Genomic DNA, 15488 nt, shown 5'->3' on the forward strand with positions numbered 1-15488 from the left:
TCCATCCTCATTGATCTCAGGGATAGCGTTCCGCGTGACGCTGGGAACCGAATGCCAAGATTCGAACAATAGCTTCGCACGATATGGTTCCAAAAAATACGTTCAGTGCCGATCACCATAAGAACCAAGTGACGCGTTAACACCGGCAGCATTCGGTCAACCCGAGGCTACCACATGCGTTCACGTTCGATCTGCATTGATGCCGCCAGCGGCGGCGTTCGTTTCCCACAGCTGCTGGCGCTTGCGCTGCTGCTTTGGCCTGTGCTCGCCGGCCCTGCCCGTGCGGGTGATGTCGAGGATTGCAGCGGGCCGCCGACGGACAAGGCCGAGGCGGCGTGCTCGGGCATCATCAACGATACCGCACGCTCCACGGAGGACCGCACCAAGGCCTTCACCGGCCGCTCGCGATTTCACATCGCGCGCGGCAAGATCGATCAGGCGCTCAGCGATGCCGATGCGGCGGTGCAGCTGAATGGACAATTCGTGCCGGCGCTGATCGCGCGCGGCTATGTCCAGCAACGCAAGGGTAGCGCGGATCAGGCCCGCGCCGACTTCGATCGCGCGATCGAACTCGAGCCGAAGAACCCGTTCGGCTTCCTGGCGCGCGGCAATCTGCGCGCCGACCAGCACGCCTGGAGCGATGCGATCTCGGATTACGACCAGGCGATCACGTTGCGGCAGGATCTTCCCGCTGCCCGTGTCGGGCGCGCGCGGGCCTATGTCGAAACCGGACAGCCCGATGCGGCGCTGGCCGACGCCAACACCGCGATTGCCGTCAACGCCGGCACGCCGAATGCATTCTACTGGCGGGGTCAGGCCTATCGCCGCAAGGGCGACATGGATAAAGCGATCGAGGATTTCTCGCGCGCGATCGCGCAGGCGCCGCAGGCCGAGCGCAACGCCTATTTCGCCCGTGCCCAGCTCTACAGCGCCAAGGGCGACTATGCCCGCGCGATTGCCGACTTCGACCGGCTGTTGACGGTGCTTCCCGACAACAAGGAGATCCAGCAGCAGCGCCAGCAGGCGGTCACGATGCAGGCCGAACTCGCCAAGGCAGCAGGCGGCGCCGCGCCGCCGCAGGCCGCGCCGGCTCCAGGCGCGCCGCCGGCGCGGCCAGCCGGGCCGGCGGCGGGTAACCAGCAGGTCGAGCAGGCCAAGCAGCTCGTCGCACAGGGCAACTACGCGGGCGCCGTTGCCAATCTCACCCCGGTGCTGGGCGGCGATCCCCGCAACGAGGCTGCGCTGCGTCTGCGTGCACTGGCCTATTCAAAGCTCGGCCGGTCGGCGGACGCGCGCAACGATCTCAATGCCCTGCTCAAGGTCAAGCCGGACGATCCGCAGCTGCTGGCGGCCCGCGCGCTCAATGCCGCCGGCACGCGGCAGTTCGATCAAGCGATGGCCGACGCCGGCCGTGCCATCACGCTCGATCAGAACAATTCGTTGGCCTATCTGGCGCGCGGCCTCGTCAAGGCCGGCACCGGCAAGGTGCAGGACGCGCTCGCCGACTACGATCATTCGATCTCGCTCAATCCCAAGGAGACGCTCGCTTTCACCGAGCGTGGGCTCGCCCATATCGGCCTCAATCAGCTCGACAAGGCGCTCCTGGATTTCGATCAGGCCCTGGCGCTGGTGCCGACCAATCTGATCGCCAAATCGTGGCGCGGCCTCGCGTTGATGCTCAAGGGCCGCGCAGATGAGGGACTGGTCGATATCGACGCTGTGCTGGAGCGAAGCCCGAACAATCCGACGGCACAGCTCGGCCGTGGGCTCGCGATGCTGACTTCCTCCCAGTACGACCGCGCCATCGCCGCCTTCGACCAGATCATCACGCGGGCGCCCAACGATGCCTTCCCGCATGTGCTGCGCGCCCGGGCCTATCTCGGGCTGAAGAAGCCGGATAACGCGATGAAGGATCTCAACTTCATCCTCTCTGCGCGGCCCGATTATCAGCCGGCGTTGACATTGCGCGGCATCACCTGGTCGGCGTTGCGCAACTACGACAAGGCGGTCGAGGATCTCGATCGAGCGATTGCGCAGAAGGAGACGGTTGAGGGCCTGTTCGCCCGCGCCAAGGCGCATGAGGCGCTCAACCATGTCGACAAGGCGACCGAGGACTTCCGCAAGGCCACGCAGCTCACCCCGTCAAGCGTGTTCGACGTGCTGGCGCAGGCCGAGTCGAACCGCAAGGTTCAGCAGCTGTCGAAGCGGGTGCCGTGCGGCAACGGCCAGAGCGGCACGTGCCTGTGATGCTGCAATGCACAGCCGCGCTTCCCGGCGCAAAAGGCAGTCGTCGGCGCGCGAGCGGTGGCCGCCGAAATAGTTCAACGCCATATAGTTCAACGCCATGGCGCGCGGGCATCGTGCCCGCCCCGCCGAACGTCACGTTGTCTGGTGTGTGGATCGGCCCCCACTCCCGGATGGCGTCCGAGAGTGCGCCGCCGGATCTGGCGCTGTGACGCTAGACCTTGAGGTTTTCGGCTGACGTCTTGCCGCGATTTGCAATCTCTTCGTATTCAACCGACTGACCTTCGTTGAGGGTCTGAAGGCCAGCCTTCTGAACTGCTGAAATATGAACGAAAATGTCCTTGCCGCCCGATGCGGGCTGGATGAATCCATAACCCTTGGTCGGGTTGAACCACTTCACTGTACCTTTGGGCATTCCAGTCGTCTCCGCGGAATCAATCGAAAACAGACCAGTCGGTCCCCGCAAAAACCGGCTTGTCCGCAACGACAGGATAGCAGTTTGAAAAAAGCTGGGTAGATCAAACGACGGTGTGTTTTTGACCGGAAACAACCCGCTTTGCGGGGGTTTTACGCCGGATTGCCCGTTTCGTGGTCAATTGATGCGCTGCAAAAACGGATCGGTTCCGGTGTACCGAACTGGATCGATCGTCCCGCGCGCTGCCTTTTCGGCCGGCGCGCGGGGATCGACCGGCCGCGTTTCAATAGGTAGCGGAGAGGTATTCGACGATCTTGCCGACGTCGGCTTCGTCGATCGGCGCACCGTAGACCTTGATCATCTTGGTCACCTCGGCCTGCCAAAAATCCTTCTTGAACTTCTCGCCCTGCGGCTGGGTCTTGATGTAGTCGGCCGAGTGGCAGGCGGTGCAGTTGTTTTGCACCACCTCGAGGTTGGGACCCGGCTTTAAGGCCGCGGTCTCCTCGGGGACCGTGTAGTTCACGGGCGCGGCGATGGCGGCGCCGATCGACAGCGCAGCGATCGCGGCGAGGGATGGAAGCAGCTTGCTGGTCATGATGCTTCTCCTCACGCTGCGGTGACGCGCACGGTTTCGACGACGTTGCGCAGATAGCCGGCCGGATTCCACAATGGATCCGTCGGCTGGGTGTCGCCGGCATTGTTGGTGGCGCGCACCTTCAGCTCTGCGGGACCGGCCGCGAGCTTCACCGGCAACTTCCATTCGCGGAAGGCGTACTTGCCGAGGTCCTTGCCGAGCTTGGCCGGCGTCCAGCTCTTGCCGCCGTCGGTCGAGACCATCACCTCCTTTATGCCTTTACCGCCGTCGAAGGCAATGCCGCGCAGCATGGTGCGGCCGGCCTTCAGCTTGGCGCCGTCGGCAACGCTGGTGATGAACGAGCGCACCGTGAAGCGATTGATCGGGATCGTCGCCTTCGGTGCGGTGCCGGGCTCGACCGCATTGTTCGGCGTATCCGGTATCCGGTAGGCGGACTTCATCCAGAAGCCCTCGAACACGTTGTCGATCACGGTGATCTCGTTGAGGTGCTTCACCCAATAGGTGCCGTAGTAGCCGGGCACCACGAGGCGGAGCGGGAAGCCGTTGAGGAAGGGCAGGTCCTCGCCGTTCATGCCCCAGGCCAGCATCACCTCGCCGTCGCGTGCGTGGTCGATGTCGAGCGCCTTGACGAAATCCGGCGTCTTGTCGCTGACCGGACCATCCATGCCGTTGAAGGTGACCTGCTTGGCGCCGGCCTGCACGCCGGCCATGTCGAGCACGGTCTTCAGCGGCACGCCGTGCCAGCGCGCGCAGCCCATCGCGCCGTTGCCGAGCTGGCCGCCGGCGACGCGCGGACTGAAGAAGCCGCGGCTGTTGCCGGAGCACTGGTTGACGGCAACGATCTCAGTCGCCTTCAGCTTCCTGACGTCCTTCAGCGACAGCCTCAGCGGCTTGTCGACCTTGCCCTTGATCTCCAGCGTGAACTTGTCCGGATCGAGATTGTAGGGCAGGTCGGCGAGATGATAGCGGACGAAGAACGCATTGTTCGGTGTGATCGGGCCGTCGTTGAAGACCGCAAACGGCGTTTCCAGCTGCGGCGGACGGGCGGTCAGGCCGATCATCGGGCGCTTTTGCGGGTAGCGCACCTGCGGTCGCTCGCCATTGCCGAAGGGCAGCGTCACGGTGTCGAGGGCGAGTGCGCCCCTTGATCCCAGCCCCGTCACCAAAGCCGCCAATCCGGCGCGCTTCATCAAGTCTCGTCGATCGAGCATTCCGCTTCCTCCGAAGCTGTTCTGTCGTGAGCCGGTCATCACCAGGCCCAGATTGCCTTGCGCGCCCTCGCATCATGGAATGCGCGCGGTCCAAATGTCGCACCTGACAACCGCGAGTCAATTGAGCTTTCGCAGCGTTGCGTCGCAACAACGAAAAGCCCCGGTCGCGTCGGCGACCGGGGCGTTTCCATCCAAGTAGAAGGTTCGATCAGTAGCAGACGTTCACGGTGCGATAACGATAGCCATAGGGCGTCAGCACCAGGCGGGTGGCGTAGCAGCCGGAGTCGACGAAGCCGACGGCAACGCCCGGGCCACCCCAGAAGTGATGGTGATGCGGATGCCAGAAGAACGGCTTGGCGGAAGCTGCGGTCGGCGCCAGCGCGGCGGCACCGAGGGTTGCGGCAGTGGCGAGAGCGAGCGTGACTTTGCGAAGCATGGTCTTCTCCTTGATGCGCGTTGAGCTCTGTCGCGGCGCGGTTGCAGTGTTACCCATCGCCAGTCAGTCGCATCCGGCATCGGGCACGTTCGAGCATCTCTGCTGAACGCACCGTCGGATGTGCGGCAGGTCACATTGGGCTGAAGCGGAGATGAACCGGTCAGGCCGCGACGGCACGCCGGTCGTCGACCAGCGTTGACAGGAGCTGCGTCTTTTCGATCGTGCGCACGGTCATCGGCTCGTTGCGGCCGCGGATCGCGACCTCCTGCGCCGGCAGGGCAACGTCGGCCAGCCCGGCGGTGACGCGCACCTCGTCCGAGATGATCGCCTCGCAGGCCAGCGCCTTGGTCATGTCCTGCAGCCGTGCCGCGACGTTGACGGCATCGCCGAGCGCGGTGAACACCATGTGGTCGCGATAGCCGATATCGCCGACGATCACCTCGCCGCCATGGATGCCGATGCCGAAGCGGATCGGCTCGCGCAGATCGTGGCTCAGGAACTGGTTCAGCTCGTCGATATGGGTTGCGATCAGCGCCGCCGCGCGCAACGCCTGGCGGCAGGCCACCTGCCGGTCGGTGGCAAGCCCGAACAGCGCCAGCATGCCGTCGCCGATGAACTGGTTGGGCCGGCCGCCTGCCTCCAGCACCGCCTGCGACACCGCGCCGAGGAAGCGGTTGACGATGAACACGGTGTCGAACGGCAGCCGCTTCTCGGCAAGCTGCGTCGAGCCGCGCATGTCGACGAACATGCTGACCAGATAGCGCTCCTGGCCGACCCGTGCCGGATTGGCGGCGTGTGCATTGGCCGACGTCGTGCTCGGCAGGAACAGCTGGAAGAAATTCAGGTCGGCGGTCGGCCGCAACTGGCAGGCCAGCCGGATCGACGGATCGTCAGTGCCGACCCGGTGCAGTACGAAGGCTTCGCGCGGCGAGGGCTCGGGCAATCCTGCGTGATCGCCGATGATGCGGATGCGGCAGGTCGAGCAGCGTGCGCGGCCGCCGCAGACGCTCGCATGCGGCACGTTGTAGCGCAGGCTTGCTTCCAGCACGCTCAATCCCCTCGGTACCCGCAGCGTGCGGCCGTTGCCGTAGGACAGCGCGATCATGCCGCCGCGGCGCTCCAGCAGGGCCCGCGCGCCGCGCGCCAGCAGCACGAGGCCGAGCAGGCCGAGATAGCCGATGGTCAGGCCGTCGGTGATCTTCTCGAGCGTGCTCCCCTGCGCCGCCGTGCCGAGCTTCTGCACCGACAGCTCCTCGCGCCGCCAGTCGGGATCTTGATAATCCGCGATCGTGGCGCGGCCGCCCTGGTAGATGCCGAGCATCGCCAGGGTCGGGATCAGCACCGCTCCGGCGAGCAGGAACGGCGCGGCGCGCTTGAAGAACGGACGCAGCCGCAGCCAGAAATACAGGCCAATGCAGCCATGCACCCAGGCGATCACCAGCACCGCCAGCATCTGCCACAGCCGGTTCGGCGAGGCGATGAAGAAGGTGTACAGCTCCTGGGGGTAGAGCTTCTCTTGCCCGTACAGGGTCTGGCCGAGCCGTACGCCGACGACGTGGGCAACGATCAGCATCGGGATGCTGAGGCCGAGCGTGAGTTGCAGCGGCTCGATCGCTTTCCAGTGGAACTCGCGGCGCTGATAGAGCGCCCAGATGCCGAGCCCGGTATGCACCAGGCAGGCGCTGTAGAACACGATCGCGACCGGCAGGAACTGCCAGAACTCGGTGTGGTAGTAGACCCCGATCGCCATCGCCTCCGTCGAGATATTGCCGAGCGCGTGGTTGAGGAAATGGCTGATCAGGTAGGCGAACATGATCGCCCCCGTGACGATGCGGACCTGCCGCAGGCCGATACCGCGGGCCATGTCCTGCAAATGCTCGCGCGAGGGGGAGGCCATGTGATTCATGATCGGCAAGTCTAGTGGTTAATTCCCGCGCTGAACACCACCGCGGGTCCGCACCAGCCGTGAGAGCGGGCCGTGCGGCACGTTGACACTCCGTTAAGAGTCGAACAAAAAGCGCGCCGTGACGATAGCCCAAGCCGAACCTGGAGCCGATAACAACAGCGTTAAGCCGGCCCGTTCGCGCGCGCCGGACTGGCGGGGCGTCATCGCCGTGATCGTTGCCATGACCGCGATGCGGCTGGTCTACGCCCATGCGCTCGATCTGCGCACCGACGAGGCCTATTACTGGACCTGGTCGAAGGAAAACGTGCTGTCGTTCCTCGACCATCCCCCGATGGTCGCCTGGTTCATCCGCTTCGGCACCGCGATCCTCGGCGACACCAATCTCGGCGTCCGCCTCGGCGGCATCGTGGCGATGCTGGCCACCCAGTTCCTGCTCGCCGACATCGTCCGCCGCGTGACCGCCAACAACGTCCGCGCCGTGATGCTGGCGCTGCTGCTGCCGGAGGCGGCGCTGTATTACGGCCTCTTGATGGCCAAGGTCGCGCCCGATACGGCGCTGATCCCGTTTTCGGTGGCGATGCTGTGGTCGCTGGTGCGGCTTGCGCAAAGTGGTGACGGACGCTGGTGGCTCGCGGCGGGGCTGTTTGCCGGGCTGGCGCTGCTGTCGAAATTCACCGCGATCATGTTCGCGCCGGCGGTGCTCGCCTTTGCGCTGGTGCCGGACTGGCGCTGGCGCTGGCTGCGCAGCCCGTATCCGTATCTTGCCGCGCTGATCGCGATCGTCGTGTTCGCGCCGGTGCTGATCTGGAATGCCGGGCACGACTGGGCCTCGTTCCGCTTCCAGGCGGTGCGCGCCACCGCCGAGCGCGCCTTCACGCTGCGCACCGTCGGCGAGTTCGTCGGCATGCAGTTCGGCCTGGTCGGCTTCGTGCTGCTGCCGGTGACGCTGTTCGGCACCGCGCTGACGGCATGGCGCGGCTATCGCAAGCGCGAGCCGGTCGCGATCCTGCTGGCGACCGCGGTCTTGGTGCCGTTCATCTACTTCCTCTGGAAGTCTTTCACGCTGCGGGTCGGCGACACCTGGCCGATGTTCCTGTGGCCGGCCGGCTTCGCGGCGGTCGCCATCAACGTCACGCGGATGCCGTTCGAGGGCTGGTCGGTCGGGCTCGTCAAATCTACGGTCTATTGGGCACGGACCGCGATTTCCACTGGCATCGTGTTCGTCGTCTGCGTCTTCCTCTACTACATGTTCGCGCCGTGGAATCTGATCGGCCGCACCGATCCGATCGGCACCGAGGCGGGCTACGATGTGGTGGCCGCGCGTACCCTGGCCCAGGTTGAGGCGACCGGCGCGACCTGGGTCGCGACCACGGATTACCGCACCTATGCGATGCTGCGCTGGTTGCTGCGCGGGAAGGTGACGGTCATCGAAATCAACGAGCGCGGCCGCTTCCAGGGCTTTGCCGATCCCGGCATGAGCAAGATCCGCGATCACGCCGGCATTTATGTCGGGCGCGAGCCCGAGAACAATCTGTCGCTGTGGAACGAGACAACAGCGGTGCGCCAGCCGCTGGAGCGCGTGACGCGCAGCTGGCGCGGCATGGTGATGGACACCTATGCGCTGGAGAAGATCAGCGGCTGGACCCCCGATCTGTCGCCGCCGCCGGACACCACCTTCTTCCGCTGGCGCGTGCTGGCCTCCTCCTTCTCCCCGCTTGCGGGGAGAAGGTCGGGATGAGGGGGAGTCTCCGCGGGGATGGCGAGAGTTGGTCTCGCGGAGACTCCCCCTCACCCGGAATTTGCGCTTCGCGAAAATTCCGGCCTCTCCCCGCAAGCGGGGCGAGGCAAGCACCTCATTCCTCTTCTTCGCGCTTGCGCAAAAGGTCTTTCGCGAGATCCGTTAGCGCCGGGCGCGGCAGGGCGTTGAAGGGAAGCGGACGGGTGACGTCGATCGCGGCGAGGCCGAGCCGGGCGGTCAACAGGCCGTTGAGCATGCCTTCGCCGAGGCGTTGTGACAGTTTGGCCGCGATGCCGTGACCGAGCATCTGCTGGATCAGGCTGTCGCTGGCGGCCATGCCGCCGGTGATGGCGAGATGCGCGATGACGTGGCGCAGCAGGCGGATCATGCCGAGCGCGCCGGGCCGGCCGCCATAGAGCCGCGCCAGCTGCCGGATCATCCGCAAGCTCGCCACGAACACGAACAGCACGTCGAACAGCGCGCGCGGGCTGACCGCGGTGACGACCGAGACGCGCTGCGCGGCCGTCGACACCAGCCGCCGCGCTTCCTCGTCGAGCGGGGTCATCAACTCGCGCTCGGCGAGGCGGATCATGTCGGCGCCGTCGATGATGTCGTCGGTGTGGCTCTGCAGCGCGCTGCGGGCGCGGGCGAGCTGCGGGGTCTGGTGCGCGAGCTTGAGCAGGTCGCCGACAACAGCGCGGCTCGCGGCCCGGTCGTCGCTGATCAGTACCTCGGCGGCGCGCAGATGCAGCTTCTCGATCGTCGCCAGCCGCGCCAGACCGACCAGCTCGCGCGTGGTCACGACCGCGAGCGCCACCGCGGCGATGACGGCGAGTCCCAGCCCGAGGACGCCGAGGCCTTCATTGCGCGCGAACAGGTCCTCGACGAGGTTGAGGACGCCAAGCCCGGTGCCGAGCACTACCAGGCCCGCGACCGCGCTCCAGAACAGCGTGCCCCAGCGGAAGCCGCGGCGCGCCGGCACCAACGGCGTATCGACCGGGACCGGGAGCTGCGCCGGCTCGGCCTCGGGCACGATCTGGATCGTGCCGCGGGTGAGGCGGCCGCCGTCGTCCGGATCCATCACGACCACGCCGGGATCGTCGAGCTTGAACGTCGCCGGCCGCCGCGGGGGCGTCTTCTCGTTCATTGCAGTCTGTCTCCGATCAGGAACTGGAGAGCGCGGTCAAGGCGGATGTGAGGCAGCGCCGGCTCTGCATCGCCGTTTCGTTCCCGCTTTGGCGGACGGAAGCGCAGGAAGCGGTAGTCCGCGGCCTCTGTGTCCGAGCTTGAGAGGCCGCGGAAGCCGCCGTTGAAGAGCTCCTCCGGATTGTCGGGCAGGTCGCCGGGAAAGGTCGCAACTTCCGTCTCGCCGTCGAGCCGCTCGCCATTGGCGACCTCGCCCGGCGCCGGCGTGCCGAGGATCGACGGCAGCCGGTCGCGCCCGCGCTGGACCTGCGCCTCGCGCGTGGCGCGCACCGCGGCGAGCGCGACGACGTCGATGTCGGCGCCGGCATATTCGGCGCGCTCGGCGGCCTTGGCCACGATCCGCCGCAGCACGGCCTCCAGCCGGTCGTGGCTCTGGTGGTGCAGATGGTCGGCCTTGGTTGCCGCGAACAGGATGCGGTCGATGCGCGGCCGGAACAGCGCGCTCAGGATCGTGCTGCGGCCGATCCGGAAGCAGTCGAGAATGCCGGCGAGCGCGGCCTCGAGATCGTGCAGCGCCTCGGGGCCGGCATTGAATGCGGCGAGCGCATCGGCCAGCACGATCTGGCGGTCGAGCCGCGCGAAATGATCGCGGAAGAACGGCCGCACCACGACGTCCTTGTAGGCCTCGAAGCGCCGCCGCATCATCGCCCACAGCGAGCCGTCGGATGCGCTGCCGCCTGCGGGCACGTCGAGCGGCGCAAAGGTCAGTGCCGGCGTATCGGCGAGATTGCCGGGCATCAGGAAGCGGCCGGGCGGCAACAGGCTCATCGCGAAGCGCTCGTCGCGGCAGGCGCGCAGATAGTCGGTGAACAGGCGCGCTTCGGTCAGCGCGGCCTGCTCGTCCTCTTTGGCCTCCGGCTTCAGCGTTGCGAGATGGGCGTGCCAGGGCGCCCCGAGTTTGGCGCGCAGCGGCTCGCGCGACAGCGCAAGGCTCTCCGCCGACCATTGCTCGTAGCTCTTGTTGAGCAGCGGCAGATCGAGCAGCCACTCGCCGGGATAGTCGACGATATCGAGGGTCAGCGTGCGGTCCGCGCCATTTTGCCGCTGATACTCGATCACGAGACGGAGCTCGGAGATGTCGGTGGTCGAGTTCGGCCAGCGCCGCTCCTCGACTAATGTCCGGACATGGTTCTCATAGGCGAAGCGCGGCACCGCATCGTCGGGCTGCGGGGCGAGATAGGCGCGCGCGATCCGCCCCGAGGCATAGGCCTCGAACACCGGGAAGCGGCCGCCGCGGGTCAGGCCGTGCACAAGCGCGGTGATGAACACGGTCTTGCCGGCGCGCGACAGGCCGGTGACGCCGAGCCGCACCGTCGGGTTGAAGAACCCCTCGCCATAGTCGAGCAGCGCCCGCGCCGAGAGACGGGCTTCCTCGACGATATCAGTGAAGCTGGGGGGCATGGAGGGTTAACGATAAACCCGGCAGGAGGGACCAAAAGGGCGGGCGATCACCCGCAAGGTGGCGATTATCGGGCCAAAATCAAGCTTCACATTTCCGGCGCCTTTGCAGGCGAGGGGTTGTCGGGGGGCAGGGGAATTGAACGCGTCAGACCACCCGCGCTCCCCATCGTCCATCGGCCCACGGGAAAGCCTGCATGACGGTCTTCCGCCTGAAGCAACTTGCCTCGACCTCGATCCACGCGGCCGGCGCCGCGCTGTGGAACTACGACCGTGCCGAGCTGATCGCCGACGGCGTCGTTCATCTCGTCGGCGTCGCGTTCGGGCTGGTCGCCGCCACCGCGCTGATCGTGCTGACCGCGGTCTATGCCGGCCCGTTCGACATCGCCGTGGTGTCGGTCTATGTCGCCGGCCTGCTCGCGATGCTGGTGCTGTCGGCGACCTATAATCTGTGGCCGGTGTCGCGCGCCAAATGGGTGCTGCGGCGCTTCGACCATTCCGCGATCTATCTGCTGATCGCCGCGACTTACACGCCGTTCATCGTGGAACTGAAGGACAGCACCTTCGCGATCGCGCTGCTGGTCGGGGTGTGGTGCGTGGCGATCGTCGGGATCTGGCTGAAGCTGCGCTATCCCGGCCGCTTCGACCGGCTCTCGATCGGGCTCTATCTCGCGATGGGCTGGAGCGGCATCATGCTCTACGACCGCGTCGTGAAGGCGCTGCCGGCGATGGCGCTCGGCTTCGTGCTGGCCGGCGGTATTCTCTACAGCCTGGGCGTGATCTTCCACTCCTGGCGGCGGCTGCGCTTCCAGAACGCGATCTGGCACTGCTTCGTGCTGCTCGGGGCTGCCTGCCACTACACGGCGGTGTTTGACGTCGTGCTGGCGAGCTGAAGTTCTCGCCATCTGCGGCGAATGGGCTATCATGTTTCGTGATAGGCGCATTCAGCCCTCACACCGTCACCCTGAGGAGCCGCGCAGCGGCGTCTCGAAGGGTCGACGGCCACCAGCCGGGCCGTTCATCCTTCGAGACGCGCGTCGCGCTCCTCAGGATGACGGACGGCGCAGGGCAGAATGGGCAAGGCAACAACGTACGAGCAAAGATAGCGGGAGGATGGCCATGCAGGTGGCAGGTAAGGTTGTGGTGGTCACCGGCGGTGGCAATGGCATCGGCAAGGCGCTGTGCGAGGCGTTCCATGCCGCAGGCGCGTCGAAGGTCGTGGTCGTCGACCTCGATCATGGCGCGGCCGAGAAGGTCGCGGCCACGGTCGGTGGTGCCGCCTTCAAATGCGACGTCGGGCAGGAGAAGAACATCCTGCATGTGATCGACGAGACCGAGCGCATGTTCGGCCCGATCGCGCTGTTCTGCTCCAATGCCGGCATCGGCGGCGGCTTCGATCCGCTGTCGGTGAATGCCGGCGGCACCTCGGACGAGCCGTGGTCACGGAGCTGGGCGATCCATGTGATGGCGCATGTCTATGCCGCGCGGCATCTGGTGCCGCGCATGAAGGGGCGCGGCGGCGGCTATTTCCTCAACACGATCTCGGCCGCGGGCCTCTTGTCGCAGGTCGGCAGCCCGGCCTATTCGACCACCAAGCACGCCGCGGTCGGCTTTGCGGAAAACCTCGCGATCTCGCACCGCGCCGACAACATCAAGGTCTCGATCCTCTGCCCGCAGGGCGTCGACACCAACATGCTGCGCTCGATCCCGAAGGGCCCGCAATCCGGCGACGGCGATCTTTCCGCCGAGCAGGTCGCGCAGGATGCACTCAAGGGCATCGAGCAGGAGACCTTCCTGATCCTGCCGCATCCGCAGGTGCTCGGCTACATGCGCAAGAAGACCGAGAATTACGACCGCTGGATCGGCGGCATGGCCAAGATCCAGGCCAAGATGCGGGAAGCGCACGGTAAGTGAGACCTGTAGCCCGGATGGAGCGAAGCGTAGTCCGGGTCGAACGTGCGCGCGTGAATCCCGGATTTTGCTGCGCTTCATCCGGGCTACGATATCGGCCGCGCAACTGAGGCGGCCTCACTCCTTTGCGATCTGCGCGATCCTGTCGCGCAGATAGGCGTCCATCAAATCGGGCGCCGAGGCGCCGAACATCCTGATGCGGCCGGTGTGCAATAGCAGCAGGAGGCCGGTCGCATGCGCGAAGCAGTCCACCATCACCGTGTTCGCCTTCGACCTGGAGGCGCCGAGCGCCTCTGCGGCTTCGGCGATCGGATGCAGCGCCGCCTCCAGCGCGGCGTTCAGCGCGTGATCGCGGTCATGGCCGAGCCCGGCCGGCTTCATGCCGCCGCGGAACAAATAGAAGCCGAGATCGAGGTCGCGCGGGTTGTCCGCGTAATAGCGGAAGAAGCCCATGCCTGCGGCGTGCAGCTTCTGCTTGGCGCCGCGCGTCGTCGCGACTGCCGCACTGACGGCTTCGCCGAGCGAGGCCAGCGATTGCCGCAGCACCTCGGCGTAGATCGCCTCCTTGGAATCGAAATGGAAGTACAGCGCCGCCGGCGTGTAGCCGGCCCGCGTCGCGATCGCCCGCAGGCTCGCGCCCTCGAGGCCTTCCTCCGCGAACACGCTGCGCGCCGCGTCGAGGATCAGCTCCCGCTTGTGGCGGCTGACCGCTTCCTTCCTGCTCTCGCGCATCTGCATGGCCCGGCGAATCCGTTCTTGACTCAATTCTAACAGCGTTAGATAATTTAACAATGTTAGAATAAATGAGCAAGGGAGAAGCGCCATGCTGATGACGGCTGCGGACTACCGGGAATCCCTGCGCCGCTACAAACCGCGTGTGTTCATCAACGGCGCGGCCGTTGCGAGCGTCGCGGACGAGCCGTTGCTGGCGCCCGGCGTGGCAGGCGTCGGCGTGACCTATGATTTCGCGCTGCAGCCCGAGCATGTGCCGATCATGACGGCGCGGCAGGGTACCTCGGGCAAGACCGTCAACCGCATGCTCCACATCAATCGGAGTTCGCAGGACCTGCTCGACAAGCTCGAGGCGGTGCGGCTGGTGTGCAGGACGTCGGGCTGCGCGCAGCGCTACCTGAGCCATGATGCGCTGAACGGTCTCTTTCAGGCGACCAGGCTGACCGACGATCGCCACGGCACCGACTACAGCCAGCGCTTCCTCAACTATCTGCACGAGGTGCAGGACCAGGATCTGACGCTCGGCATCGCCATGACCGATGCGAAGGGCGACCGCTCGAAGCGTCCCGGCCTGCAGGCCAATGCGGACGTCTACGTCCACATCAAGGAACGTCGGCCCGACGGCATCGTGATCCGCGGCACCAAGGCGATCGTGACCGGCGCGCCTTACATGCACGAATTCCTTGTCATGCCGTGCCGCACCCATGTGCCCGCCGACAAGGATTTTGCGGTCTGTTGCGCCGTGCCGGTCGATGCACCCGGCGTCACCATCGTCGCACGCCCGGCGGGCCGGCCGGGCGATGCCGCGGCGAAATTCTCGGCGAAGTATGGCCAGTCGGTCGGCGTCGTGATGTTCGACGACGTATTCGTGCCGCATGACCGCGTGTTCCTCGCCGGCGAGACCGAGGAGGGCGGCTTCCTCACCACCTCATACGCGACGCATCACCGGCATTCCTGCATCGGCGCCCGCGCCGGCTTCGGCGATCTCTTGATCGGCGCCGGCGCGCTGATGATCGAGGCCAACGGGCTCGATGCCGAGAAGCACGCGCATATCCGCGAGGCGATGGTCGAGCTGATCACCATCACCGAAAGCTTCTATGCCTGCGGCGTCGCCTCCTCGGTCTACTGCACGAAGGATCCGGCGGGCTCGGTGATGCCGGATGCGGTGTTCTCCAACATCGGCAAGCTGCTGCTGGCGACCAAGATCTACGACATGCACCGCGTCGCGCATTACGTCTCCGGCGGGCTGATCGTCGCGCTGCCGGGGCCCGACGAGGATCACAATCCGGAAACGCGCGCCTCGCTTGCCGCTGTCATGGGCGGACGTCCCGATATCCCGGCCGAGCAGCGCGCCGAGGTGGCGCGGCTGATCGAGGACCTCACCGTCTCGCACGAAGCCGGCTGGTATTCGGTGATCTCGTTGCACGGCGGCGGCTCGCCGGAGGCGATGAAGCGCGAGATCTGGCGCAACTATCCGGTGATGGAGAAGGCCGAGCTGGTCGAGAATTTGCTCGGCCGCGACCTCGTCGACCAGGGACAACGGGTGTCGAAGCAGCCCGGACGCTGCTGCGCAACCGGCTGCGAGGCGCCGACGCCGTCAGCGGCGCCCATGCTCGGCGATCCAATGCCCTCGTAATAAGGTTGCGAATATATGTCCAGCCGTCATTGCGAGGAGCGGCAGCGACGAAGCAATCCA

The 15488-nt window shown here is 66.1% G+C and carries 13 protein-coding genes; 5 read left to right on the forward strand and 8 right to left on the reverse strand.

What is annotated here, in order from left to right; all coding sequences use genetic code 11:
• Positions 1 to 174 precede the first annotated feature (174 nt).
• The gene (locus tag QA635_RS11465) at positions 175 to 2247 is read left to right on the forward strand and encodes a tetratricopeptide repeat protein (protein WP_283068999.1); all 2073 of its coding nucleotides are present in this window, start codon (positions 175 to 177) and stop codon (positions 2245 to 2247) included.
• 211 nt (positions 2248 to 2458) lie between these two features.
• Here QA635_RS11465 and QA635_RS11470 read toward each other — a convergent pair whose 3' ends face one another.
• The 5 genes from QA635_RS11470 to QA635_RS11490 all read right to left on the reverse strand — a co-directional run bounded on the left by QA635_RS11470 (position 2459) and on the right by QA635_RS11490 (position 6798).
• Positions 2459 to 2659: a cold-shock protein gene (locus QA635_RS11470; RefSeq protein WP_057019268.1), complete on the reverse strand. Its 201-nt coding sequence runs from the start codon at positions 2657 to 2659 to the stop codon at positions 2459 to 2461.
• Positions 2660 to 2942: 283 nt separating this feature from the next.
• Positions 2943 to 3254 carry a SorB family sulfite dehydrogenase c-type cytochrome subunit gene (sorB, locus tag QA635_RS11475; protein WP_283069001.1) on the reverse strand — a complete coding sequence of 104 codons (312 nt, stop codon included), beginning with the start codon at positions 3252 to 3254 and terminating at the stop codon, positions 2943 to 2945.
• An 11-nt stretch (positions 3255 to 3265) separates the two neighbouring features.
• Positions 3266 to 4465: a SorA family sulfite dehydrogenase catalytic subunit gene (sorA, locus tag QA635_RS11480; RefSeq protein ID WP_283069003.1), complete on the reverse strand. Its 1200-nt coding sequence runs from the start codon at positions 4463 to 4465 to the stop codon at positions 3266 to 3268.
• 208 nt (positions 4466 to 4673) lie between these two features.
• On the reverse strand, positions 4674 to 4901 hold the full coding sequence (locus tag QA635_RS11485) for a hypothetical protein (protein ID WP_253607271.1): 228 nt from the start codon (positions 4899 to 4901) through the stop codon (positions 4674 to 4676).
• A 160-nt stretch (positions 4902 to 5061) separates the two neighbouring features.
• Positions 5062 to 6798: an adenylate/guanylate cyclase domain-containing protein gene (locus tag QA635_RS11490; RefSeq protein ID WP_283069007.1), complete on the reverse strand. Its 1737-nt coding sequence runs from the start codon at positions 6796 to 6798 to the stop codon at positions 5062 to 5064.
• Between the two features lie 229 nt (positions 6799 to 7027).
• Here QA635_RS11490 and QA635_RS11495 point away from each other — a divergent pair, with 229 nt between their 5' ends.
• Positions 7028 to 8545 carry a glycosyltransferase family 39 protein gene (locus tag QA635_RS11495; protein WP_283071603.1) on the forward strand — a complete coding sequence of 506 codons (1518 nt, stop codon included), beginning with the start codon at positions 7028 to 7030 and terminating at the stop codon, positions 8543 to 8545.
• Positions 8546 to 8660: 115 nt separating this feature from the next.
• Here the strand turns inward: QA635_RS11495 and QA635_RS11500 are convergent, their stop codons facing one another.
• Together QA635_RS11500 and QA635_RS11505 are read right to left on the reverse strand one after the other, a co-directional pair.
• Entirely contained in the window at positions 8661 to 9692 is a 1032-nt protein-coding gene (locus QA635_RS11500) for a YcjF family protein (RefSeq protein ID WP_283069009.1), read from the reverse strand.
• Positions 9689 to 11152 (reverse strand): YcjX family GTP-binding protein, encoded by a 1464-nt coding sequence (locus QA635_RS11505; protein ID WP_283069011.1) that lies wholly within the window; start codon positions 11150 to 11152, stop codon positions 9689 to 9691. Before QA635_RS11505 ends, QA635_RS11500 begins: the two co-directional genes overlap by 4 nt.
• Positions 11153 to 11346: 194 nt before the next feature.
• On the opposite strand from QA635_RS11505, the gene trhA reads away from it, so the two are divergent.
• Positions 11347 to 12042 (forward strand): PAQR family membrane homeostasis protein TrhA, encoded by a 696-nt coding sequence (trhA, locus tag QA635_RS11510; RefSeq protein ID WP_057019273.1) that lies wholly within the window; start codon positions 11347 to 11349, stop codon positions 12040 to 12042.
• A gap of 226 nt (positions 12043 to 12268) precedes the next feature.
• Positions 12269 to 13063: an SDR family oxidoreductase gene (locus QA635_RS11515; protein ID WP_283069013.1), complete on the forward strand. Its 795-nt coding sequence runs from the start codon at positions 12269 to 12271 to the stop codon at positions 13061 to 13063.
• A 114-nt stretch (positions 13064 to 13177) separates the two neighbouring features.
• On the opposite strand, the gene QA635_RS11520 is transcribed toward QA635_RS11515, so the two are convergent.
• A complete protein-coding gene (locus QA635_RS11520) occupies positions 13178 to 13792 on the reverse strand; it encodes a TetR/AcrR family transcriptional regulator (protein ID WP_283069014.1) in 615 nt (204 codons plus the stop codon).
• A 91-nt stretch (positions 13793 to 13883) separates the two neighbouring features.
• Here QA635_RS11520 and QA635_RS11525 point away from each other — a divergent pair, with 91 nt between their 5' ends.
• The gene (locus QA635_RS11525) at positions 13884 to 15428 is read left to right on the forward strand and encodes a 4-hydroxyphenylacetate 3-hydroxylase family protein (protein ID WP_283069016.1); all 1545 of its coding nucleotides are present in this window, start codon (positions 13884 to 13886) and stop codon (positions 15426 to 15428) included.
• Positions 15429 to 15488 lie beyond the last annotated feature (60 nt).

This window comes from Bradyrhizobium brasilense (assembly GCF_029714345.1).
GTDB lineage: Bacteria > Pseudomonadota > Alphaproteobacteria > Rhizobiales > Xanthobacteraceae > Bradyrhizobium > Bradyrhizobium australafricanum.